Source organism: Stutzerimonas sp. C6.4V, from assembly GCF_058536345.1.
In genome coordinates, this window is the sequence record NZ_JBZUBM010000002.1 from 1,118,203 (window position 1) to 1,142,814 (window position 24,612).

General features: G+C 62.0%; 16 protein-coding genes. 5 read left to right on the forward strand and 11 right to left on the reverse strand.

The window, feature by feature from the left end; translation table 11 throughout:
• Positions 1-176: 176 nt before the first annotated feature.
• The 10 genes from AC4LFW_RS20985 to AC4LFW_RS21030 all read right to left on the reverse strand — a co-directional run bounded on the left by AC4LFW_RS20985 (position 177) and on the right by AC4LFW_RS21030 (position 17,994).
• Positions 177-935: a hypothetical protein gene (locus AC4LFW_RS20985; RefSeq protein ID WP_491821779.1), complete on the reverse strand. Its 759-nt coding sequence runs from the start codon at positions 933-935 to the stop codon at positions 177-179.
• Between the two features lie 18 nt (positions 936-953).
• Positions 954-4,391, reverse strand: a complete 3,438-nt coding sequence (locus AC4LFW_RS20990) for a T6SS effector BTH_I2691 family protein (RefSeq protein ID WP_491821781.1) — start codon at positions 4,389-4,391, stop codon at positions 954-956.
• Positions 4,392-4,405: 14 nt separating this feature from the next.
• Complete coding sequence (locus AC4LFW_RS20995) at positions 4,406-5,254, reverse strand: DUF4123 domain-containing protein (protein ID WP_491821783.1); 849 nt, start codon at positions 5,252-5,254, stop codon at positions 4,406-4,408.
• Positions 5,251-7,293 (reverse strand): type VI secretion system Vgr family protein, encoded by a 2,043-nt coding sequence (locus AC4LFW_RS21000; RefSeq protein ID WP_491821785.1) that lies wholly within the window; start codon positions 7,291-7,293, stop codon positions 5,251-5,253. Before AC4LFW_RS21000 ends, AC4LFW_RS20995 begins: the two co-directional genes overlap by 4 nt.
• A gap of 188 nt (positions 7,294-7,481) precedes the next feature.
• A complete protein-coding gene (locus AC4LFW_RS21005) occupies positions 7,482-8,000 on the reverse strand; it encodes an Hcp family type VI secretion system effector (protein ID WP_021206448.1) in 519 nt (172 codons plus the stop codon).
• Between the two features lie 279 nt (positions 8,001-8,279).
• A complete protein-coding gene (gene selO / locus AC4LFW_RS21010) occupies positions 8,280-9,740 on the reverse strand; it encodes a protein adenylyltransferase SelO (RefSeq protein ID WP_491821787.1) in 1,461 nt (486 codons plus the stop codon).
• A gap of 80 nt (positions 9,741-9,820) precedes the next feature.
• A complete protein-coding gene (mscK, locus tag AC4LFW_RS21015) occupies positions 9,821-13,123 on the reverse strand; it encodes a mechanosensitive channel MscK (protein ID WP_491821789.1) in 3,303 nt (1,100 codons plus the stop codon).
• Between the two features lie 110 nt (positions 13,124-13,233).
• Entirely contained in the window at positions 13,234-14,979 is a 1,746-nt protein-coding gene (locus tag AC4LFW_RS21020) for a potassium/proton antiporter (RefSeq protein ID WP_491821791.1), read from the reverse strand.
• A gap of 190 nt (positions 14,980-15,169) precedes the next feature.
• Entirely contained in the window at positions 15,170-16,972 is a 1,803-nt protein-coding gene (locus AC4LFW_RS21025; RefSeq protein ID WP_491821793.1) for an acyl-CoA dehydrogenase, read from the reverse strand.
• Positions 16,973-17,091: 119 nt separating this feature from the next.
• Positions 17,092-17,994 carry a polyprenyl synthetase family protein gene (locus AC4LFW_RS21030; RefSeq protein ID WP_491821795.1) on the reverse strand — a complete coding sequence of 301 codons (903 nt, stop codon included), beginning with the start codon at positions 17,992-17,994 and terminating at the stop codon, positions 17,092-17,094.
• A 119-nt stretch (positions 17,995-18,113) separates the two neighbouring features.
• On the opposite strand from AC4LFW_RS21030, the gene fni reads away from it, so the two are divergent.
• Genes fni through AC4LFW_RS21055 form a run of 5 tightly spaced genes read left to right on the forward strand, consistent with a single transcriptional unit; the run spans position 18,114 to position 24,089 of the window.
• Positions 18,114-19,163 carry a type 2 isopentenyl-diphosphate Delta-isomerase gene (fni, locus tag AC4LFW_RS21035; RefSeq protein ID WP_491821797.1) on the forward strand — a complete coding sequence of 350 codons (1,050 nt, stop codon included), beginning with the start codon at positions 18,114-18,116 and terminating at the stop codon, positions 19,161-19,163.
• 40 nt (positions 19,164-19,203) lie between these two features.
• Positions 19,204-20,493 (forward strand): glycosyltransferase, encoded by a 1,290-nt coding sequence (locus AC4LFW_RS21040; protein WP_491821799.1) that lies wholly within the window; start codon positions 19,204-19,206, stop codon positions 20,491-20,493.
• The gene (gene crtY, locus AC4LFW_RS21045; RefSeq protein WP_491821801.1) at positions 20,486-21,652 is read left to right on the forward strand and encodes a lycopene beta-cyclase CrtY; all 1,167 of its coding nucleotides are present in this window, start codon (positions 20,486-20,488) and stop codon (positions 21,650-21,652) included. The genes AC4LFW_RS21040 and crtY overlap by 8 nt, the downstream gene beginning before the upstream one ends.
• Positions 21,649-23,166: a phytoene desaturase gene (locus tag AC4LFW_RS21050; protein ID WP_491821803.1), complete on the forward strand. Its 1,518-nt coding sequence runs from the start codon at positions 21,649-21,651 to the stop codon at positions 23,164-23,166. The genes crtY and AC4LFW_RS21050 overlap by 4 nt, the downstream gene beginning before the upstream one ends.
• A complete protein-coding gene (locus AC4LFW_RS21055; RefSeq protein ID WP_491821805.1) occupies positions 23,163-24,089 on the forward strand; it encodes a phytoene/squalene synthase family protein in 927 nt (308 codons plus the stop codon). The genes AC4LFW_RS21050 and AC4LFW_RS21055 overlap by 4 nt, the downstream gene beginning before the upstream one ends.
• Here the strand turns inward: AC4LFW_RS21055 and AC4LFW_RS21060 are convergent.
• A complete protein-coding gene (locus AC4LFW_RS21060; RefSeq protein WP_491821807.1) occupies positions 24,049-24,582 on the reverse strand; it encodes a sterol desaturase family protein in 534 nt (177 codons plus the stop codon). The genes AC4LFW_RS21055 and AC4LFW_RS21060 overlap by 41 nt on opposite strands.
• Positions 24,583-24,612: the final 30 nt, after the last annotated feature.

Genomic DNA, 24,612 nt, shown 5'->3' on the forward strand with positions numbered 1-24,612 from the left:
CGATGGGTGCCCAGTGCTCTTCGAGGAGCTGGTCGTAGAACCTGTCTGCCATGCCTTGCATCAGCCTGTTTGGAAAACCAAGGGAAGAGCCTGTAGGGATCTGCATCAAGGTGCTGCACATAAGTAACCATCTACTCGAATGTGCGCCTGCAAGAGAGTAATTTGGCACTACGAAGCTAGAATTGCAGTACTGAGACGCTTTCTTTGTTGAGGGGGAGTTCTTTTAGCTGTTCTTGGATGAGAGTGGCGTGTTTGTCGAAATTACGTTTATCCGAGAAAATGTAGAACGGCCAGTCTACATATTCATTTGAGTGCGGGCTGAGCCAGGGTGCCTCAAGGCAAATTATCTTCTTAGGCCGGTCCAAAGTGATATTTTTGAACTCGCTCCATTGGTACTCATACGTGTGGTAGCTTGTGTGTAATTCTTGGAATCGCTTTGAGTTAGCTAGGCCTAGATAAATTAAACCCATGCCGCCAGGCCCGGCGAGTGCTACCCAAAAGGCCGATGGGTCAAGTGCAACAACGAATAGAACGGCGATGGCTGCGATAACCGTCAGCCACTTCAAAGCGATCATCCAGCCTTTGCCTGGCGCTTTCCACTCGCAGACCTCTATGCCCCTCTGGGTAAATCGATAAGCGAATTTTGTTTTTTGATGCGTCATGCTATATATCCCCCCCATTGTCAATAGATAGAACGGAATGCCCATAAGCTTTTCAAGCAATGACTGAGCGGCTATCTTGTGAGCAGCACCAACAAATACTAAAGTTATAATTGTTAGTAGGGAGAAAAACATAATATTTGCGACTCTTGTGTTGTAGGGTCTTGCTTTAAGGCTCCATTCCAGTAAGGCAGGTTGGTTGGCGTGCTTCCAATGGTGGTGTGCTGGAAGTTCGATGGGCTGGTTCCAGGGCAGAGTCTGGATAAGTTTGTTCAAGTTACTGCTCATAAGCAATCATTCACTCATATGTGGTATCTGCAAGGAGAGCAAACGGGTGCTTTGTGAAGAGAGCACCATATCGGCAATAGGCTCCTTGCTGAACGCATCGCTTTTCAGATCCGCCTCGGAGGACGAGGTGCCTATATCCACGCGGAACATATAGCCTTGGCCGTTGGCGCTTTCCAGAATCTGCTCCGGGTAGCGAACTTCCAGCTCCAGCACGGGGGGGCGCTGGTAGGCGATCCAGGTTTGCCAGAGGCGGTGCTGTGTGCCCTCGGGATAGAGGGTGTCACCAGGCAGCGGCCCGTTCGGGCGCTGTGCGGGCGGTTGACCAAATTGTTCGATGGGCGCCCAGTGGCCTTCGAGGAACTGGTCGTAGAGCTTGTCCGCCATGCCTTGCATCAGGCTGTCGGAGAACCAGCCGCTGTCGACCATGGCCGGTTGCAGTTTTACGGTTTTTCCCGCCAGTTCTGACGGTAGCAGGAGCTGGAGCCAGAATCCGGTATAGACACGCGAGCCACGCCCGTAGTAAGGCAAGGTGGAGGCGCGAGCCGCCAGGCTGGGGCGCAAACAGATTTCCTTCAGGGTGCGCAGTTCCTTCTTATGGTCCTCGTCACTGTGCGTCCAGGTGGGGGATTTGCCCCAACTGCTGCGATAGAGCCATAACCGCAGACCCTCACGTTTGTATTGGTTGGCGACCATGCTGGCGATCAGGTAGATCACGCCGAGTAGCGCGATGATGATGGTGACCGGGTTGGACATGACCCAGGCAAAACCGAACCAGAAGCCCAAGGCGCTGCCTATTAGTTGGGCTCCTGCCAGTCCTGCCATTGCAGTCAATGTGTAGAATTTTACGCCTAAAGCTAAGTTCTCAGTTGTGCTGGCCGTTTTAGCCATATCTTTGGAAACCTGCCAGGCTTCTACTCCTGCAGCGATGGCGCCAAATGCGGCCATACCCATGGTGCGCAAAACCAACTGCCGGGCCAAGACTGAAAACTCTGCACTTCCAGCTTTCAGCCAAGTGCTGACCCCTGCTTTCGCTAGCTGTGTTGTCCGTGTTCTGAGGGTTCCCTGCATGTTGGCCCATTTGTTCCAGGCCGGCACCGTCCAGAGCGCCATCAGTGCGTTGGCGGTATAGGCGGCGTTGGCGCCGACCGTGCGCAGCTCATCCGCACTGAAAATGCCGTCATTACTTGCCTTATCCAGGCTATTGATGAAATTCCAGATATTCAGCCCTGCGACCAGCACAGGCAAGCTGCCGCCGAGCTCCTGGTTCATCCACTGACGGCTGCGGGCTGCATAGCCTGCCGAGTTTTTTGCTTTGAGCTGCAACTGCTCGAGCAGCTCTGACTGGCCCAGTGTCGCGAGCCATGCGTTCACTTGGCGGGTTTGTACGTTGCTGATCTTTGTTTCGGTGGCGACGCTGCCGATTACTTCATTAGGCCTTTGCAGGTTCAGCGTCTCACGCTTTTGTTCAAGCCCGAGCAACTGTATGCGCGCCGAGCGTTTGTCGGGGCCTTTACCCGGTAGAGAAAGAGCGCGTCGCAGGCCCTTGATGTTCTTCTCGAGCTGGGCAACCTGCATTTGCCATTGACGGTTCTTCCTCCCGAACTCAGGATCCAGAATCAAACGCGTCTGCGTGGAAATTTCCGTAGAGACCAAGACCTGGGTGACGCTGAAGGCAAAGATTCGACCCTTGGGTGCGAATTTCTCGCTCAAGGCAGGTAACAGAACAAAGGCCATCAGGTTCCAGCTGTCCTTGGCCTTTTGCCCCACTACGTTGCGCAGGGTTTCGAAGGCCCGCTTGCCAGGCTCGGAAAGGCTGTTGTACAGGTTGCTAGCTTGTACGCTCGGCAGGTCAAGTACCGATTTCACCTCGTTGGCACGGCTGACTTCGCTAGTGATGTCGGAGAGCCCGCCGTGGGCCTGTCCGCTGCCGTCGCCCTGCCGCCCTTGGTTGTCGATGGTGCCGTATGTGGTGAAGTTGGAGGAAATCTTGTCGATCAGTACGGAAAGCTCGGCGCTGAAATTGAACAGCGCGAGGCCTGCCAGTGTGGTGGGTTTGCCGTACTGCTCGCAGAGCCAAATCTTACCCGTGTCGCTCGCGCCCAATTGCTCGTAAAGGTTGGCCATGGTGTCCAGCAGCTCGGTCGATTGCTGTGGGTGGCAGGGGTCATAAAAAACCTCTTCTGCTTTCGGGCTGAGATTTTTCAGCCAGGCGAGCAGGTCGCTTTCGCTACGTTGGATGTGCGTATTGAGGCGCTCCATTTCGTCGGAGCGCTCATGCAGATAACTCCAGGCCTCATCGAAGCGAACATCCTCGCGCCAGATCTTTTTCTGCTGCCATTCTTCTACCAGCGCGTACCATTCCGGCCCCGACGGTGTGGTGCCCCAATTTGTGCGGAACTGCTGTTGGGCCTGTTGCACTTTCAATGATTCGAGTGTCAGGGTCGCGTCACTGCCACTGTGATTGAGAAGCTGCGCTTCGCTATCGAGCAGCTTGTGAGCATCCTTGATGAAAGCCTGCCTGCGGCTTGGGTTGGCTGATACCGACTTGGGGAAAAAGGGGTCTAGTTTGACGCCGCAAAGCCCCTGTATGAGCGTAGCGCTATTGATCTTGTTGGCGTGCTGTTTGTCTGCGGCTGCCAGTTCCAGCCAGCGGCCCTGCAGATTCATGGCCAGGTCATCGACGATGGCAATGGGGTCGTCCAGAGCAACGAAGAGGGCGCTGTCCTGATCGGGCACGCTGCCGAGTATGAGGGCCTGGTCAATCGGCTGTTTGCGGGGGCGGGACGAATCGTCTTTATTCGCCGCTACCAGGCAGCTCTTGAAGGTCGGGGCTTCTCCTCCTGCCAGGATATCGGCGACCGCACCGCCTATTTCGCGGATAGGCGCGACATGTGCTGCCCGCATCTGGGTGCAGTATTGCGGCAAGTTTAGTGCGCGCATCCAGCGCTTTTGCTCCTGGGGGTTGCTGCGCATTTTTTCGCATAGTCGCCAGGTCCACTGCACGGGAGAGTATGCGATCAGCAGGCGACTGCGTTTCGGATAAAGCAGATAGGGCTTGCTGTCACCGGGGTTGTTTCGTTCATCCTGGCCCAGTTGCGCACCACCCCACTGATGGCGAATGAATTGGTGGCCCTTGACCTGATACTCGTGAAGCGTGCGATCCGTTTCATCCCACACGTATAGCCAGCCGTTGCGGAGTTGACGCAGGGTATAGCTGCGCGTCGTGAGCATCGGCAGATGACTGGTGCTCCAGTCGTTGGGTAGCGGATTTGGGCCTTGGGCGCTGCCGCGGGCCGGTGACTCATCAATCGCATAGCGAACGGGGTGGATCGCAATTTCGCCCGCTTTCAATGGGCACTGACCACTCGCATTTGCCGGCTTGTTTTCAAAGGCCTGATTGCGTTTGGCTTGTTGCAAGGTTTTGTCGGTGGTTGTCGCGCTCATGGAAATCCGTTCCTTTAGCCGGCAAGGCAGTCTTCATCCAAGGCCTGGATACGCTCGTCTGGTGCAAGTTTCTGGGCATCTGGTGTCCTGGCAAACCAGGCCAGGTAGGGGCCATTGGGGCGTGTAGCGAAGTCGTCGCCCCAGCAGGCGCAGCGCTCGAGCCAGATCGCCATGCTCCGCTCGTTGGTCAGTCCCCAGGCTTCGGCATTGAGCAAGCGTTGCTCTAGCCATTGGCCTCGCTCCTGCTCGCTGAGCCTCGAAAGGGTTTGGGGGTAATCCTCGATCAACCAACCGTAGAGCCGCTCCTTGAAGCTGCGCCGATAGGCCTGTTCGAGCGCCTGAACCTGATCATCAGCGAGATGGTTGAACTTGCCATCCAACCTGGCGCGGTTGGGTTGTGAGCGATAGGACTGCCATTCGACTGCCTGTGAGGGAGCCCACTTGGGCGGGGGTAAGGCTATGAGCCATTCACTTATGGGGCCTAGAAGGCTTTGATAAGCAGATTGGGAATAGCTGCTCAGCCAGTAAGAGGTCACCAGCGGATCCGCAAAGCGGAAGAGGCTGTAGCTGCCTAAATTGTCCGTGATGGTAATGAACTGGCTCAGGTGGTCGGCGACATCGTTCAGCGTTGCCGGACTTTGTAGTTTGCTGGCCTGCCTCTGAAGGTAAGGATTACTTTGCCATTCACCCAGCAAGGACGAATGGCTGTCCAGCCCGACCAGAATTGGACCGAGCTCTTTGACGCCATCCCAGCGGGTGCCGTTGTAGAGAGGAATGACCTCGATAGACTCACCTGCCCCATAAAGCCATTGCATGGCGTCCTGACGAAGCACTCCATCCACGAGCAGGAAGTCGCGGCTCATGCGTCGGCTTCCTGTTTGGCTCTCTCGCAGATTTCGCACCGTGGCGTCGCTCGTAACAGCGCCTGCCGCTGAGCAGGTACCAGCAGCTTGCCCGCCTTATCCGTATCCGCAGCCTTTACCTTGCCCGGCAATATCGGCGCCGCGCCCGACCCTTTCGCCGGACTTCCCCCGGAGTTCATCTTGATCACCGGCCCGACCATGGTGATGCCGCTGGCATCGAGTTTGATAAAGCTTCCTGCGGCCTTGAATGTCAGTTCGCTGCCGGCTTCGAGCACGACCTTGAGGCCGCTGGAGAGGTGGATTTCGTTGCCCGCCTCGATGAATTGGCCGCTGCCGATTTTCAAGTGCTGGTTGTTGCCCACGGTGAGGTGGTCGTTGGCGCGGATCTCGGTCTTGCGGTCGAGGTGGGTGGTGCGGTGTTCTTCGGCGCGGAATTCGCTGTAGCTGTTGGCTTCCACCGTGTCGTGGCGTTCATGGCCGACGCGGATCTTCTGGTCGTGCTCGATGTTCTCGTCCCAGTCGCGCTGGGCGTGGAGGTAGATCTGTTCGGCGCCCTTGCGGTCTTCGATGCGCAGTTCGTTGTAGCCGCCACCGCCCGGTGAGCTCAGGGTCTTGAACACCGTGCGGGTCTTGTTCGCCGGCAGGTCGTAGGGAACGGCGTTTTCCTTGTGGTACAGGCAACCGGTGATCAGGGGCTGGTCGGGGTCGCCTTCAAGGAAGGTGACCAGCACTTCCATGCCTATACGTGGGATGGCAACGCCGCCGTAGCGATCCCCGGCCCAGCCTGAGCTGACGCGCAACCAGCAACTGGTGTGCTCGTCTGCCTTACCTTCGCGGTCCCAGAAAAACTGCACCTTTACCCGGCCGTATTCGTCGCAGTGAATCTCTTCCCCGGCAGGGCCGGTGACGACGGCGCTCTGGCTGCCAAGAATGCGCGACTTGGGGTGGCCGAGCGCAGGGCGGAATGGGATCGTCCAGGGCGTGGCGGTGAAGTGGTTGCGGTAGCCCTGGGTGAAGCCGCCGGCGGGCTGGGTGTCGCTGGTTACCGACTCCTCCAGCACTTGAGGTTGCTTGCCTTCATGGACGATCTGCGTGAGCAACCACAGTTGGTTCCAGTCGCTGCGTGAATGACCGTTGAGCGGGAGAAAATGCCCGCTCGACAGCAGCGGCTGATCGCTATCGCCTTCCGCCAATTCGAAGTCGTGGCGGTGTCGCTCAAGGGCGCGGCGGGACAGGTGCTTGCCGCGCTCGCGATCGACGAAGCGACCGGGATAGTCGTAATCCTCAAGGTCCGGCCTTTCGTTGCCTTGAGCAGTTGCCTCCAGGGTCAGGCGAGGCTTTTCAAAGTCGTAATCGCGGCGGGTGACTCGGTTGGTTCGGGTCTCGACGCGCACGCCGAAGCGCTTGACCACCGGCTCGTCGGCCACCAGGCCGCTGTCCTGCTGATAGGTGACCGGAGCAAGGGTGGGAAACACGGTCTGGTCGTCGCCGAACACCAGCACGTGGCCGGCTCTGCTGTGCTGGAAGTGGTAGTGAATGCCTTCTTCCTCGCAGAGGCGCTGGACGAAGTGCAGGTCTGTTTCGTCGTACTGGACGCAATAGTCGCGCGCGGGATAGATCACCGGGCCCAGGTCGAAACGGTGGCCGTCGCCTGCAAGGACGCCGTGCTCTTCGAGTACCCGGCCGACGATCTGTGGCACCGAGAGATTCTGGAAAATACGCTGATTGGTCCGGTGCGCCAGATAGGCGAGCCCCGGTACCAGGACCAGTCGATAGCGGGTCAGGCGCTTGCCGGACTCCCCCACTGCGGCGTGGTAGACCTGGCCGTGAATGCCGGCACCGTCCCTGTTGAAAGCCAGAAAAGCGGACCGTTGCAGCAGGCTTTCCAGGTCCAGGTCCGGGCGTTCGCTCACCAGCTCTAGTTCAAAGCGGTAGGGCTGGCTGACGGCCTCGCGGCCATGGAATTGGAGCACCTGAAGGTCGTGTTTGACGCCCTCGATGTGCAGTGAAAAATGGGTCTGGTTGGCGGGGGCGAACATCCTTGTTCCTCCTGGATCCGTCCTGAGGTGCGCCAGGGCGCATGCGGGGCCTTGATGTACCACGCGCCGGCGGAGTTGCAGTGCGCTGGATCGCGCATTGCTTCGCCGTGATTAGAATTTCTGCTACTGCTTCGCAAAAAAGGCTTTGGCCGGGAATGCCCGGCCAAGCCATTCACGCGGTGATCGCCTTAGCTGGCGATCGGGGTACGCCAGTCGTCGGAGCCGGAGGTGCCGGAAACCTCGTGAGTCCAGACGATTTTGCGGTAGGTGAAGTACACGTCTTCCAGATGGGTGAAGTGGGACATGTTCGGGTCCTGGCAATTGGGCATGCGCGACTGCACATCGACGATGACTGCATCTTCCAGTTCGATGGTGAAGTAGTGTTCCTGGGTACCGGTGGAGGAGGTGCGGTACCACTCCAGGCGGCACTTGTTCAGGCGTTCACCCGAGGTCAGGGCGTTGAAGATCAGCGGCGACGACTTGTCGAACACCTTGGTGATCATCAGGGGCTTGTGCACGCGCTGGCCGGTGGGCTGGCCGGACTGAGGGTCGCGCGGGATGATGACCTGGTGTTGGAAAGCCTGCACCAGAATCTGGTCTTCGTGTCCTTCCTGGAAGATATTGCCGACCGAGTCCTCGGTGAAGGTGCCTGCGGTGATCAGGCCTTGCTTGGTGCCTTCGAGGGACAGATACGCGGGTGTTGGCATGAACGCTCTCCTTGCCTTGTTGAATGCCGGAATGGCTCCTCAACAATTACAAGCGGCGTGCCAACTATGATAAATCTTTTATATTCAGCGGGTTACAACTTTTATTGAGAGCCCGGATATCTGCTCTGGGCCGTCGCTCACATTTAGTTGGGCAATATCCTGCCAGCAGCTGCGCAGGAAATGGCGCAGATTGTATCGCGGCCCTCCATTGCTCGCTTCACCTCGATAAACCGGGCGACACGAGCCAGAGTCTGCGCAGCATCTTGCGCAGCCTATGGCTCAGGACGAGCAGCTGATTTCCAGATGTTTGCCCCATTCAGGTGGCCGCTCGGCGTAGCGCTCCATACCTGGCTGCTCGTCGTAGGGGCTGCTGAGCACCTGATGCAGCTCACGCACCGGGCCATAATCGCCGCCTTCTGCGGCCTCGATGGCCTGCTGGGCGAGGTAGTTGCGCAGGATGTACTTTGGATTGGCCGCATGCATGCGCTGCTGACGCGCCAGCTGGTCGCCGCTCTCGCGGTCGGCCCGCTGACGGTAGGCTGATGCCCAGTCATCGAAAGCCCGGATATCGATGAACTCCTCCCGCAGGCGAGTTGCCGCTTGCTCGGGCGAGCTGCTACCGAGCTCGCGAAAGAAGCGCGTGTAGTCGATGGCGCTGCTCTGCATCAACTGCAGCAAGCGCTGGATGAGCGCTTTATCGCCTTCCTCGGCCGTCTGCAAGCCGAGCCGTTTGCTCATCAGGTCGAGCCACGCCGCTTCGTAAATCGGCAGGAAAAGGTCCATGGATGCGCGCAGCTGTTCGATGGCGATGAAGGGCGTCAGCGCCTGCGCCAGCGCGGCGAGGTTCCAGTGAGCGATCGGCACCTGGTTCTCGTAGGAGTAGCGGCCGGCATGGTCGGAGTGGTTGCAGATGAAGCGTGCATCGAAGTCGTCGAGGAACGCGTAGGGGCCGAAGTCGAAGGTGATGCCCAGGATCGACATGTTGTCGGTGTTCATCACGCCGTGGCAGAAGCCGTACGCCTGCCATTTTGCGACCATCTCGGCGGTGCGCTCCAGTACTTCACGGAAGAAGGAGTGGTACGGCGCCGGGTGTTCAAGACAATCGGGGAAGTGGCTCTCGACAACATGATCGAGCAGCTTTTTCAGCTCGTCATGCTGCTTGGTGTAGTAGAAGAATTCGAAATGACCAAAACGGACGTGGCTGGGCGCAAGGCGCATCAGCATGGCGCCGCGTTCCTGGCGTTCGCGGTAGACCGGCGTATCCGAGCTGGTTACGCAGAGCGCCCGCGAACTGGGAATGCCCAGCGCATGCAGGTGCTCGCTGGCCAGGAACTCGCGGATCGAGGAACGCAGCACGGCGCGGCCATCGCCCATGCGCGAGTAGGGCGTCATGCCGGCGCCCTTGAGGTGAAGGTCCCAGTGCTCTCCGGCCTCGTTGATCACTTCACCGAGCAACAGACCGCGGCCATCGCCCAGTTGCGGGTTGTAGCTGCCGAACTGGTGCCCGGAGTAGACCATCGCGCGCGGCTGCGCCGTGCTCCAGAGCTTGTGGCCGGAGAACAGTTCGGTGAACAGCGGATCGTCCCTGGTTGCCGGCTCTAGATCGAGCAAGGCCATGGCTGATTCGCTGGCAACCACCAGTCGCGGTGCTTCCAACGGCTGAGGTGTCACCTCGGTGGAGAACACCTCGCCAAGGCGGGCGAAGCGGTTGTCGAAATGCAGCTCGGTCAGCGTCTTCACGTGGGCTCCGGCGTTGTGCGGGTAAGCGCCTGGGGGGAGGCGCACTCATGGTTTGGAGGCCAAGCCGAAGGCGACGTTCCTCAGGCCTGACCATCGGCCGCTGGCGCGCCGGGCTTGTTTTCAGGCTGGTTCAGCCGGGGAGAGGCACCCAGTTGCAGCAGTTTGCCGTCGAGGTTCTTCAGGAACACGTCGACCTGGCGGAACGCGATATTGATGCCCGCTTTGCTGAACTCGCGATCGATGAATCGGTTGATTTCGTCAGTTGCCGGGTTGCGGTCGCCCAGGTCACGCACGTGTATGCGCAATTCGTGATCCAGCGTGCTTTCGCCGAAGTTGAGGAAGAACACCAGCGGCTCCGGGTCCTTGAGCACGCGGGGGTTGTCCTGTGCGGCCTTGTACAGCAGCGTCTTGACCAGGTCCAGATCCGATCCGTAGGCCACGCCAACCTTGATCGTCACCCGCGTGACGGTATCGCTCAGCGACCAGTTCACCAGCTGTCCGGTGATGAAGGTCTTGTTTGGAACGATGATGTCCTTGCGGTCGAAGTCGGTGATGGTGGTGGCGCGGATGCGGATACGACTGACCGTACCGGACAGGTTGCCAATGGTTACCACGTCGCCGATCCTCACCGGTCGCTCGAACAGGATGATCAGGCCGGAGATGAAGTTGGCGAAGATTTCCTGCATGCCGAAGCCAAGGCCCACCGAGAGGGCTGCGACCAGCCATTGCAGCTTGTCCCAGCTCACGCCCAGAGTCGATAGCGTTGAAACGATGCCGATGCCGGCCAGCAAGTAGGAGAGAAGGGTAGTGGTGGCATAGGCGCTTCCCTGCGCCAGGTGCAGTTTCGACAGCACCAGCACTTCCAGCAGGCCTGGCAGGTTGCGTGCCACCGCTATCGTGATGGCGACGATCAAGAGTGCGCCAAGCAGGTTGTTCAGGGTGATCGCGTTGGTCGTGGCCGCGTCGCCCGTGCCACTGACGTATTCATAGAGCACTACGTGATCCAGGTAGGACACCACGCTGATCAGGTCCGACCATACCCAGTAGAGCACCGCAAAGAACAGGCCGAACATCGCCAGGCGAGTCAGTCTCAGGGACTGCTGGTTGACTTGCTCGATATCGAGGCCTGCCTCGCCCGCAGACTCGCTGCTGTCCATCGTTTCGTCTGTCTGGGTCTCACGCTTGGCCAGGGCGCGCTGATAGGCGAGCCGCCGAGCCGCGACGGTAAGGCCGCGAATCAGCGCCGCCTCGATGACGATCCAGGCCAGCAGCAGGTACAGGGTATCGATCAGCCGCCCGGTGAGTTTCAGCGCCGTGTAGTAGTAACCGAGGCCCACCACCACGATCAGCGCCAGCGGCAGCACGCTGAACAGCAGGCCAATGAAGCGCCTGACCGGTGGCGCATTCTGGCTCGAAGGGCCCTTGAGCAGCAGGCGGGTCAGGCGCCAGCTCATCAGGGCGAAGCAGACCAGTACCACCACGATGCCGATCACATCGTCGACCAGGCCGCCCGGCTGATGTTCGGCAATCGCCACCACGGCCACCAGCGCCATGACCACCAGCCCCAGCCGCCGGATCTCGTTGCGCAGGAATGTCACCTGCGGGCGGAACCAGCCGAAGTGTGCTTCGGCGACCCGATTGGGCGAGAGCATTCGGTAGGCGCTGTAGAACACCAGCCAGGCCTGGGCCATCTGATAGAACGCGGCGCCAAGACTGATGTTCTGCCCGCGTCCGTCCATCTGCAGCAGGTAGCCGCACAAGGCGAGGGACAGAGCGCCCGGCAATGCCAATAGCAGGTTCAGCAGCAACGCCAGCGGGGTATGCAACTGGCTGTCATGGCGGAAGTGGCCAATGTCCGCACTTAGCGAGTCGAGCTTTGCGTTGATGGCATTTCTGCGCCAGAGCAGCAGACCGATCAGCAGCAGCAGGGGAACAAAGAACAGCGGGCGTTCCAGCAAGCCTGCGCCCAGTGCGTCGAACACCGAGCCCCAGGGCATCGCACGCAGCTGGCGGTCGAGCAGCGTCGGCACGCTCTTGAACCAGTCCAGGTCCAGCGGCCGGTTGCTGGGGATCCAGAACATCTGTTCATCCAGCGTGTTGCGCAGGGCTTCGGCCTTGCTCTGCAGTTGGCGCTGGTTCAGCTGCAGCGTAATCGACTCGCTGAGCAGGGCATTCAGCGAATGGTTGAGCCGGTCAAGCAGCTCGCCACGGGTGCGGACCAGTTCAAGCAGGGCGCTGCGCAGTTCCGGCGTCACTTCGCCGGGAGGCTGGCCCGCCAGCTGCTGTTCGACGTAGTCCTCGACGTTGCCGGCAGCCTCACGGCGCTGGTTCAGCTCGAACTGATAGAGGCGGATGTCCGCGATCTCGTCGGCCAGGTCCTTGTCCAGGGAGAGTTGCGGCAGGGCCTGTTTTTGCTGATAGAGAATCTTCGACAGCAACAGGCTGCCTTCAAGCACGGCAATCTGTTCCTCGAGCGCCTGATCGGACTGGTTGAGGGTGTCGAGCTGTTGGCGGGTCTGCAGATTCTGCTGGGTCAGGTCATTCAGGCGCTCGGTGGCGCGCAGCAGATAGCCGGACAAGCGTCGGTTCTCCGCGCTTTCAGCCGGCAGCAGCTTGTCGGAGCCGGCCTTTTCGGCTTTTAACGAGTACTCGGCAACGGTTTGTTCGGATTCCTCCCGGCGCTTGTTGTTGATGGTGGTCTGCAGCGCCATGGTCTCGCGTTCGGCACGGGCAATACGTTCGGACAACAGGTCGCGGCGGGCGATGCCCAAGTCCTGGAGCAGGCTATTGCCTGCCAGCTCGTTCCGGCGCAGTTCGATGAGCGCGTTGAGCGCGCTCTTCTCGGCGGTCAATAGCGCCCGGCGTTCTTCGCTTAGCGGCTTGCCGCTTTCGCGGCCGGCCTTGAGCAGGTTGCTGATTTCGTCGATACGCGTCTGGGATTTGCTGATTTCGGCCTGCGCACGTTCGGGGCGGGTCTGCGCGCTGATGATCATGCTGTTGGCCGCGGTGAGGGCGGTCTGCCACGCGGACAGTTCCTCCACGCGCTCGCTCAGCCGCTGCTCCAGCGCCGGAACCTTTAGTTTCGCCAGCTTTGCGGCAAGGTCGGTGGAGTCGCTGCCCTTGAGCTTGTTCAGCTCGCGCTGGGATTCAGCGATTTCCTTTGGTGCACTGGCCAGCTGGGCCCTGAGATCGGTCAGCTTTTGCTGCGCCGTGGCGGCTTGTTCCTCGAGGCGCTGGGTGCGCTCGCCAGCGCTCGGCTGGGCCGGTTTCGCCTCTTCTTCGGCGGGCTGGCTGGCTGTTAGGCCGGGGATGGATTGGGCGAAGATCGAAGCCGGAGCGAAGGCGAGCAAGGTCGCCAGCAGGAGGGTGCGCAAGGGTGCCATGGATACTATCGAGATGGACAAAAGAGTGCGGAGTCTAAGGGCTGCCGCCAGCCTAGGCGAGCCCATAGATCGGAACGCTCTGCGACGGTGCTCCGCCGCCGTGCAGTCGGCTAGAAATGCAGCGACGGCCCGGGCTTGTCGCCCTCGGGAAACTTCAGGCCGACCTTGCGCACCTCGCCGTGCTCCATGGCGGCGATGGTCCAGGTCAGGCCGTTCCACTCCACCTGGTCGCCAATGACCGGCTTGCCGCCGACGCGTTCGGCCATGAACTGTCCGATCTGCTGGTTACCGTCGACTTCGCCCAGTTTCAACCCATAGAGGGCGGCCAGTGCGCTCATCTCGGCCTCGCTTTCCAGGATGAAATCGCCGAAGAAGCGCATGTCACGGCCGCGCTGTGGCGCTTCGCTGAACAGCTTGCCGAGCGCGGGGAGATCCTCCTCATGGCCGATCACGCAGAGAATGTCATCGACTTGCAGGCGGGTGCTGCCCGACGGATGCAGCAGTGCCTTGCCACGAAACAGCGCGGCGATGCGGGTGCCGGTCGGCATCTTCAGTTCACGCAGGGCTGCGCCGACGCACCACTTCTTGGCCGTCAGGCGATAGATGAACAGTTCCCACTGGCTGGTGGTGTGGATCTGCAAGCCCGCACGTGAAATCGGCAGAGGCGACGGCGGGACCTCGACCTTGGCCTTCTTGGCTGCCCAGGTCAGCGTCGTGCCTTGCAGCAGCAGGGACACCAGCACGATGAAGAACGCCACGTTGAAGAACAGCTGGGCGTTCTCCAGCCCTGCCATCAACGGGAAGACCGCGAGGATCACCGGCACCGCCCCGCGCAGGCCGATCCAGGAAATGAACAGGCGTTCACGAAGGTGGAAGCTGCGAAAGGGCGCCAGGCCGATGAATACGGCCAGTGGCCGCGCAAAGAGGATCATCCACAGGGACAGCGCCAGCGCCGGCAGGGCGATGGGCAAGAGTTCGCTGGGTGTCAGCAGCAGACCGAGCACCAGGAACATCCCGATCTGGCTGAGCCAGGCCAGACCATCGAACATGTGCAGGATGCCGTGGCGGTTACGGATGGGACGGTTGCCCAGCAGCAGACCACAGACGTAGACCGCGAGGATTCCGCTGCCGCCGATGGCGCCGGACAGCGCGTAGATCATGATGCCGCCGGCTACGGCCAGCAGCGGGTAGAGCCCGTCCGCGACCGAAAGGCGGTTGATCAGATACAGCAGCAGCCAGCCACCGGCCAGGCCGAGCAGGGTGCCGATGCCGAACTGTTGCAGCAGGCTGACGAAGAAGCCCCAGCCGAAGCCGGTCTGGCCTGAGGCGAGCATGTCGATCAGCGCGACGGTCAGGAACATGGCCATCGGGTCGTTGCTGCCCGACTCGATCTCCAGCGTGGAGCCGACCCGCTCGTTGAGCCCGCGGCCGTTGAGCAGGTTGAACACCACCGCAGCGTCCGTCGAGCCAACGATGGCGCCGATCAGCAGGCCCTGCATCATGGGAAGATCAAACAGCCAGGCCGCCGCCAGCCCGGTCAGGCCGGACGTGACCACGACACCGGCGGTCGCCAGGGAAAAGGCCGGCCAGAGCGCTACCCGGAAGGTGGCGGCGCGGGTGCGCATGCCGCCGTCGAGCAGGATGATCGCCAGGGCCAGGTTGCTGATCAGAAAGGCCAGCGAGTAATCGTCGAAGACGATGCCGCCAATGCCATCGACGCCGGCGAGCATGCCGACGGCAAGAAAGATCACCAGGATAGGCACGCCGAGCCGAGCCGACAGAGAACTCATCAGAATGCTTGCCGCAACCAACAGGGCGCCAACAAAGAACAGTTGGTTGATGTTGCCGATATCCAAGCGCGCTCTCCGAGGTTAGTGCCGCTACGAACATGCAGGGCGCATGCCAGCGATTCTAACCCGCGGTTTTGACGTGCTGTCAAAAAAGCCCGGCGGAGCGACGGGCGTTTCGGAAAAGACGGAGCCGCTTATGGTCCTGCGAGCTGGTGGAGGTCGGCACGGGCCTATCCGGTGCGTGCCGGGGGTTGGATCAGAACCAGTCCTCCTGCATGCCCAGGCAGGTGTCGTCGCGCGCGGCCAGCAGGTCAAGCTCGTGATGGCAGCCCGGCACTTCCCAGGTCAGGAAGTAGCGTGCGGCTTGCAACTTGCCGCGATAGAAGTCGACATCCGCCTCGTTGCCCTTTGCCAGTCCCTGTTCGGCGCGAATCGCCTGTTCCAGCCAGCGCCAGCCGATCACGGCGTGGCCGAAGACCTTCAGGTACAGCGCCGAGTTGGCCAGTGCCTGATTGATCTTGCCTGCCATCAGGTCGCCGAGCAGCGCCTGGGTCACTTCGGTCAGGCGCGCCAGCAGCTGCTCCAGCGGTTGGCGCAGCGCATCCAGCGAACTGAACTCGCCTGCACGCTTGCAGGTGCCCTGAATCAGGCCGAGCAACTGACGCAGCCCGGCGCCACCGTTCTGCGTCAGCTTGCGTGCCAGCAGGTCAAGCGACTGGATACCGTGGGTACCTTCGTGGATCGGGTTGAGGCGGTTGTCACGATAGTACTGCTCCACCGGGTACTCCCGTGTGTAGCCATGGCCGCCGAGGATCTGGATCGCCATCTCGTTGGCTTTGAGGCAGAACTCCGAGGGCCAGGATTTGACGATGGGGGTGAGCAGGTCCAGCAGCTCGTGGGCATTCTTACGCTCTTCCTCGGTCGCTGCAGTCTGCTGTTCATCGACGATGCGTGCCGCATACAGGCCAAGATCGAAGGCGCCTTCGACGTAGGCTTTCTGCGCCAGCAGCATGCGCTTGATGTCGGTGTGCTGGATGATCGGTACCTGAGCCGAAGCCGGGTTCTTGCCGTCCGGCAGGCGGCCCTGTGGACGTTCGCGTGCATAGTTGAGCGAGTACAGGTAACCGGCGTAGCCGAGCATGATGGCGCCCATGCCGACGCCGATACGCGCGTCGTTCATCATTTGGAACATGTATGACAGGCCCTTGTGCGGCTCGCCCACCAGATAGCCGACACAATCGCCGTTATCGCCGAAGTTCAGCGCCGTGGAGGTGGTGCCACGCCAGCCCATCTTGTGGAACAGGCCGGCCAGGACCACGTCATTGCGCTTGCCGAGGCTGCCGTCGTCGTTGACCAGGAATTTGGGCACGATGAACAGGCTGATGCCCTTTACCCCGGGCGGGGCGTCGGGCAGTTTTGCCAGCACCATGTGCACGATGTTTTCCGACAGCGGATGGTCCCCACCGGAAATAAAGATCTTGTTGCCCTTCAGACGATAGGTGCCATCACCGGCCGGCTCGGCACGAGTGCGCAGGTCGGACAGCGAGGAGCCGGCGTGCGGTTCGGTCAGCGCCATGGTGCCGAAGAAACGACCGTCGATCATCGGTTGCAGAAAGCGTTGCTTCTGCTCGTCACTGCCGAATACTTCGATCAGGTGCGAGGCGCCCATGGTCAGCATCGGGTAAGAGGAAGTCCCGATGTTGGCGGACTGGAAATGCGCGAAGCAGGCCCGCGACAGCAGGTTCGGCAACTGCATGCCGCCATCGTCGAAGCTGCGCGACGCATTGTGGAAGCCGGCCTCGATGAAGGCATCGACCGCAGGCTTCACTTCCGGAATCAGTACGGCTTCACCGTCCTTGTAGATCGGCTCGTTTTCGTCGGCCTTGCGGTTGTGCGGCGCGAACAGGTTTTCGGCGATGCTGCGGGCGGTGTCGATGGCCGCATCGAAGGTTTCGCGACTGTGATCGGCGAAGCGCTCGCGCTGGATCAGGCTCTCGGCATCCAGCACTTCGTAAAGCTCGAATGCCAGGTTACGCGGGCAGAGCAGAGTCTCGGGCATGGAAATTCCTCCGTTTACATGCGCTCGAGTCTAAGGAGCCGGCGAGACGGCTGCCTAGCACCATACATTCGAGTGATGGGCCGACACAGCAGCGTCTTTTGGATCTTGCCCCGGCGGCCTCAGTGTGGCCTCGCGCTGAAGTATTCCAGTAGCTGTGCCAGATGGCCGTCGCCGATGCCCGCGTCAATCAGGTGCTGTTCGGCGCGCGCCAGGTGCTCCTTGACGTGCTGGCGTGCCGCTTCAGGGCCAAGCAGGGCGACCACGGTGCTCTTGCCTGCGTCCTTGCCTGCATCCTTGCCGATTTGCTGGGCGCTCAAGCCATCCGCCAGATCATCGAGCAGTTGGAAGGCCAGCCCCAGTTCGGTGGCGAAACCGTTGAGATGGCGCGTACAGCTGGCACTGGCTTCAGCCAGCAGTGCGGCGAACTCCACGGCAGCGGTAAACAGCGGGCATGTTTTAAGGCGATTGGTATGGGCGATCGCCTCCAGCGGACGCGCGCGTTGGCCCTCGCGCAGGTCGTGATACTGGCCGCGCACCAGGCCCTGTGCACCGGTGGCTTGCGCCAGCAGGCACACCAGCTGATTGCGGGTGCTGGCAGGAATCTCGACGGGCGAGGCGACTATGCTGAATGCCTGACTGAGCAGGGCGACCGAGCCGAGCACGGCGACGTCTTCGCCGTACTGCCGGTGGATGGTCGGTTGACCACGGCGCAACTCGGCGTTGTCCATGCAGGGCATGTCATCAAGAAACAGCGAGGCGGCATGTACCATTTCCAGGGCGCAGGCCAGGTCGAAGGCGGCGTTGTCGTCCGAGTTCGGCCGCAGGTCCTTCAGCGCAAGTAGCAGCAGCAGCGGACGGACGCGCTTGCCGGGGGCGAGTGTGCCATTGCGCATGGCCGTGCCGATCAGGTCTTGCGGCGGGCATTGGGGTAGCCATAGGTCCAGCCTGGTGTCGACCTGCGCACGCAACGCACTGAGCCGCTGCTCGAAGTCGGGTTGCGTGCTCGGCATAGCAGTGGCCATCGCGACCTCCTGTATAGATTTTTGTAGAAACCGTGACAAGAATTGTACAGTCTGTATAAGGGCTTGGCACTTTTACTGACCATATCCGTCAACATAAGGTCATTGGAACGAGGCGCTGCATGAGCAAAGAACTACTCGCGGAACGCAAGAACGATCACCTGGATATCGTTCTCGACCCGCAACGTGCCTGCTCCCGGGTGGCGTCGGGCTTTGCCGCTCTGACCTTCGAGCATTGCGCGCTGCCTGAGTTGCGTCTGGACGATATCGATCTTCAGGTGGCGCTGTTCGGCAAGACCCTCAACGCTCCGCTGCTGATCAGCTCCATGACTGGCGGCGCAGCGCGCGCTACCCAGATCAACCTGAACCTGGCCGAAGCCGCCGAATCGCTGGGTATCGCCCTGGCCGTCGGCTCCCAACGCATTGCCCTGGAAACCGGTGCCGACCAGGGACTGACCCGACAGCTGCGCCAGTTCGCGCCGACTATCCCGCTTTTGGCCAATTTCGGTGCGGCGCAACTCGTGGCCGGTTACGGCTTGATCGAGGCCCAGCGTGCAGTGGAGATGATTCAGGCTGACGCCTTGATCATCCACCTCAACCCCCTGCAGGAGGCCGTCCAGGTGGGCGGGGATCGTGACTGGCGCGGCGTCCTGCTGGCGATCGAGGCCCTGGCGCTGCGCCTGCCCGTGCCGTTGGTGGCCAAGGAGGTCGGTGCCGGAATCTCGCCTGGCGTGGCGCAGCGATTGCTCGACGCTGGTGTGTCGATCATCGACGTGGCCGGTGCGGGCGGCACCAGCTGGGCAGCCGTGGAGGCCGAACGTACCCGCGATCCACAGCGGCGCGCCATCGCCCAGGCGTTTGCCGGCTGGGGCATCCCCAGCGCCCAGGCGATCGCTGCGGTACGCCGTGCCTGCCCAGGCGCGCATCTGATTGCTTCGGGCGGTATCCGGGACGGCATCGATGCCGCGAAGGCGATTCGTCTCGGTGCCGATCTGGTCGGCCAGGCTGCAGGCGTGCTGGACGCGGCGCTGATCGGGCCGCAGGCGGTAGTGGAACATTTCCAGGTATTGATCGAGCAGCTTCGCATCGCCTGCTTCTGCACCGGTTCGGCTGATCTGGTGGCCCTGGCGCGCGCGCCACTGTTGCCAACCTTCGATCCGAACGATTTCTGATGCGCTTGCAGACTGCCCTTGCCCGGACGGGTTACTTTCGATGACGCACTTCGCGGTGATTTCGCCGCCGTTTCTCAGCCATCTGCGGGCAATGGAGGCGATCGCTGGCGAGTTGATCGCCCGCGGTCATCGCGTGACCCTGGTGCAGCAGGCGGATGTTGCAGCGGCGTTGCGCCATCCTCAGCTGGGTTTTGCCCAGGTTGGCGCCGCCTCCCATCCACCAGGCTCGCTCAGCTCGGTGATCGACCGCGCCGCGAAGCCCGGCGGGCCCTGGGGAATACGCCGGGTCATTGCCGATATGGCTGCGGCGACCGACATGTTCTGTCGCGAGGCGCCCGCGGTGCTTCGCTCCATCGGTGCAGAGGTGATCCTTGCGGACCAGATGGAGCCGGGTGGTGGAATGGTGGCCGAGTACCTTGGCCTGCCTTTTGTCTCCGTGGCCTGCGCATTGCCGGTCAATCGCGAGCCGCTTGTGCCGCTGCCGGTGATGCCCTGGCGTTACCAGCCCACCCCTTGGGGCGAGCAACTGAACCTGCACAGCAGCGGTGTCTATGACCGGGCCATGCAGGCGCACGCTGCGGTCATCGCACGCCACGCCGTCGCGTTTGGTCTGCCGCCTCGCCAGCGCCTCGATGAATGCCTCTCACCGCTGCTGCAGCTGAGCCAGACGACGTCCGGTTTCGATTTCCCGCGTACCGTGTGGCCTGAGCACTGCCATGGCGTCGGCCCTCTGCGTTCGGCGTTGGCTGACGAGCCGCCGATGGATATCCCGGTCGCAACCGGCAGGCCGTTCGTGTTTGCCTCGCTGGGCACCCTTCAGGGTGATCGCTTCGGCCTGTTCCATCGGATAGCCGAAGCGTGTCGCGAGCTGGATGTGCAGCTACTGATTGCCCACTGCGGGCGTCTCGATGCGGCGCAGGAACGTCGACTGGTCAAAGCGGGCGCCAACTGGGTCACCGATTTCGCGCCGCAGCGCGCGGTGCTGGCGCGGGCGGATGCCGTGATTACCCATGCCGGGCTCAACACCGTGCTCGATGCGCTGGAAGCCGGGGTGCCGAGCCTGGCGTTGCCGATCGCTTTCGATCAGCCCGGCGTTGCCGCTCGCGTGGTGCATGCCGGTGTGGGCTTGAAGCTCAATCCTCGCCTGGCCAGTCGTCGACGCATCGTGCAGGCGCTGCGGCGCCTGCTGCGCGAACCCGGCTTTGCACAGCGCGCCAGGGAACTGGGCGACGAGGTTCGCGCTGCCGGTGGTGCACCGCGGGCGGCGCAGTTGATCGAGCAGGCGCTGTGGACCGAACCGCCGGTTGCGCAGGGGGCCGGCCATGGCTGATGCGGACCTGATCCTGGTTGGCGGTGGTCTGGCCAATGGCCTGTTGGCCCTGCGCCTGCGTCAGCAGCGCCCCGACCTGCGTCTGCTGATACTGGAGCAAGGTGAAACTCTGGGCGGCAACCACACCTGGTCCTTTCACCAGCACGACCTGGCAGCTTCGCAACACGCGTGGCTGGAGCCTTTGATATGCAATCGCTGGCCGGGCTACGAAGTGATCTTTCCGGAACATCGACGGCGTCTGGATAGCAGCTATGCGAGTGTGTTCTCCCACAGATTCCATCAGCACCTTATGGCTGAGCTGGCCGATGGCGTGCAGCTGAATGCCAGGGTCACGCAGATCGAACCGCGGCAGGTGCGGCTGGCTTCGGGCGAGGTGCTACGGGCTGGCGCGGTGATCAATGGGCGCGGGGTGCGGCAGACGGAGACGCTGGCGCTGGGCTTCCAGAAGTTTCTCGGCCAGGAACTGCGCCTGCAACAGCCGCACGGCGTACGCGAGCCGATCATCATGGATGCCAGCGTCGCCCAGCACGACGGCTATCGCTTCGTCTACGTGTTGCCGCTCAGCACCGACACGCTGCTGATCGAAGACACCTACTACGCCGACGGCGATGCCGTGGCGCTCGATACGCTGCGTGACAACATTGCCGGCTATGCCAGCGGTCACGGCTGGGCGATCGCCGAGGTGCTGCGTGAAGAGCAGGGCGTATTGCCCATCGTGCTATCCGGTGACCTGCCGGCGTTCTGGGAAGAGGCGCGCGGCGTGCCGCAGACCGGGCTGTCTGCTGCCCTGTTTCATCCCACCACCGGCTACTCGTTGCCCGATGCGGTGCGCCTGGCCGATCACCTGATCGCGCTGGATCGCTGGGATGCCGACAGCCTGTTCGCGGCGATTCGCGATTATTCGATGCTGCAATGGCGGCAGCGCGGATTCTTCCGTTTGCTCAACCGCATGCTGTTCATGGCCGGCCCGGCGGATCGCCGCTGGGCCGTGATGCAGCGCTTCTACCGCCTGCGTGAACCCCTGATCCGGCGCTTCTACGCAGCAGACCTGACGACCTGGGACCGCTTGCGCATCGTCTCGGGCAAACCTCCCGTGCCGGTGGGTGAAGCGCTGCGTGCGCTGGCCGCTGGCAACTTGCACCAAAAGGACAAAGGATGAACGAGAGAACAGGCGGTGTGCGGCGGGCCGTGGTCATCGGCGCCGGTTTCGGCGGGTTGGCGCTGGCTATTCGCCTGCAACGCGCCGGCATCCAGACCACGCTGCTGGAGAAGCGCGACAAGCCGGGCGGCCGCGCCTACGTCTATCACGACCAGGGCTTTACCTTCGATGCCGGCCCGACGGTGATCACCGATCCGCCGGCACTGGAAGAACTCTTCAGCGGCGCCGGCAAGCGCATGGCCGACTACGTCGAGCTGCTGCCGGTCAGCCCCTTCTACCGGCTGTGCTGGGAGGACGGCTACAGCTTCGACTACGTCAACGACCAGGCCCAGCTGGACCGGCAGATTCACGCGCTCAACCCTCGTGACGTCGCCGGCTATCAGCGCTTTCTCGCCTATTCGCGGGCGGTGTACGAGGAGGGCTACGTCAAGCTCGGCACCGTGCCCTTCCTGTCGTTTCGCAGCATGATTGGCGTCGCGCCGCAGCTGGCCAAGCTGCAGGCCTGGCGCAACGTGTACAGCATGGTGGCCAAGTTCGTGGAGAACGATCGGCTGCGCCAGGCGCTGTCCTTTCACTCGCTGCTGGTGGGTGGCAATCCGTTCGAGACCTCCTCGATCTATGCGCTGATCCATGCGCTGGAGCGTCAGGGCGGTGTCTGGTTTCCCCGCGGCGGCACCGGGGCGCTGGTGCAGGGCATGGTCCGGCTGTTCGAGGATCTGGGCGGCACGCTGGAGCTCAATGCCGAGGTCGCGCGGATCGAGCTGGAGGCTGGACGCGCGAAGGCCGTGATCACCGGTGACGGTCGCCGCTTCGACACCGATGCAGTGGCCTCCAACGCGGATGTGGTCAACACCTACAAGCAGCTGCTCGGGCATGAGGAGCGTGGTCGCGACGAGGCCAAACGGCTCTCAGGCAAGCGTTTCTCGATGTCGTTGTTCGTCATCCATTTCGGCCTCAAGCGCCGCCATGAGCACCTGCAGCATCACACGGTGTGCTTCGGCCCGCGCTACCGCGAGCTGATCGACGAGATCTTCAAGCGGGAAACCCTGGCCGACGATTTTTCCCTCTATCTGCATGCACCCTGCGTCACCGATCCTTCGCTGGCGCCGGAAGGCTGCGCCAGCCATTACGTGCTGGCGCCGGTGCCGCACCTGGGCACGGCGGATATCGACTGGGCGGTGGAAGGGCCGAAGTACCGCGACCGCATTTTCGAGTACCTCGAGCGCCACTACATCCCGGGGTTGCGCGAGGATCTGGTCACCCACCGGATCTTTACCCCGCATGATTTCCGCGACGAGCTCAACGCCCATCTCGGCTCGGCGTTTTCGCTGGAGCCGATCCTCACCCAGAGCGCCTGGTTCCGCCCGCACAACCGCGATGATGTGATTCCCAACCTCTATATCGTCGGCGCCGGCACGCATCCCGGCGCCGGCGTGCCGGGCGTCGTGGGTTCGGCCAAGGCCACCGCGGGGCTGATGCTGGAGGACTTCATGTTGAAGGAGCAGGCCGGATGAACGACCGGGTAATCGACCACTCGACCCAGGCGATCAATGTCGGCTCCAAGAGCTTCGCCGCAGCGGCGAAGCTGTTCGACGAGCGTACTCGCCAGAGCGCCGTGATGCTCTATGCCTGGTGCCGTCATTGCGATGATGTGATCGACGGGCAGACCCTGGGGCACGGCCAGGTCGAGGGTGATCGCTCCTCCGGCGAAGCGCGATTGGCCGAGCTGGTGGACCTCACGGAGCGCGCCTATGCCGGTGAGCCGATGAGCGACCCGGCCTTTGCTGCGTTTCAGCAGGTCGTTCAGCGCCACCAGATCCCCAAGCGATACCCGCTTGAGCATCTCGCCGGTTTTCGCATGGACGTGCTGGACTATCGCTACCAGACACTCGACGACACCTTGCTGTACTGCTACCGGGTTGCCGGCGTGGTGGGCCTGATGATGGCGCGGGTGATGGGCGCCGAAGCTGAGCCGACGCTGGATCGGGCCTGTGATCTCGGTCTCGCATTCCAGCTGACCAACATTGCCCGGGATATCGTCGAGGACGCCCGGATCGGGCGCGTCTACCTGCCGGCGGCCTGGCTGAACGAAGCCGGCATTCCCAGGGATGAGATCGCCCAGCTCTACCATCGGCCCGCGCTGTCGATGCTCTCCGCGCGCTTGGTTGATCTGGCCGAGCCCTACTACCAGTCGGCCTCCCAGGGGTTGCGCGACCTGCCGTTGCGCTCGGCCTGGTCCATCGCCACGGCCCATGGCGTCTATCGGCAGATCGGTGTCGAGGTGAAGGCGCGCGGTGCGGCGGCCTGGGATGCGCGGGTGTCGACCAGCAAAGGGCAGAAGCTGCAATTCCTGTTGGGCGGCGGGGTGCTGGCGCTGGCCTCGCGGCGGATGCAGGTCAGGCCGCGTCCCGACGAGCTGTGGCAGCGCCCGCGCTAGCAGCGTCCTGGTTCTTGCGCAACGGCCCGTCGTGCAGCTCGCGCAGCTGGCGCTTGAGGACCGGCAATGGCGGCGCGTAGAGAAAGCCGAAGGACACGCAACGCTCCTTGCCCTCCACCGCGTGGTGCAGGCGGTGCGCCTGATACAGGCGCTTGAGATAACCGTTGCGCGGCACGTAGCGCAGCGGCCAGCGGTGGTGGACAAGGCCATCATGGGCGACGAAATAGAGAAAGCCATAGGCCGTCATCCCGGCGCCGATCCATTCCAGCGGGTGATAACCCGCCGTGCCGAGGGCGATCAGCAGGATCGCGACCCCGGCAAACACCACCGCATACAGATCGTTCTTCTCGAACCACCCCGTACGCGGCTCATGGTGCGACTTGTGCCAGCCCCAGCCCCAGCCGTGCATGACGTACTTGTGCGCCCACCAGGCGAACAGCTCCATGCCGGCCAGGGTGGCGAGAAAAACCAGTGTATTGGTCAGCACGGTCATATTCGATCCGTTCGTTTGCAGGTGGGCCTA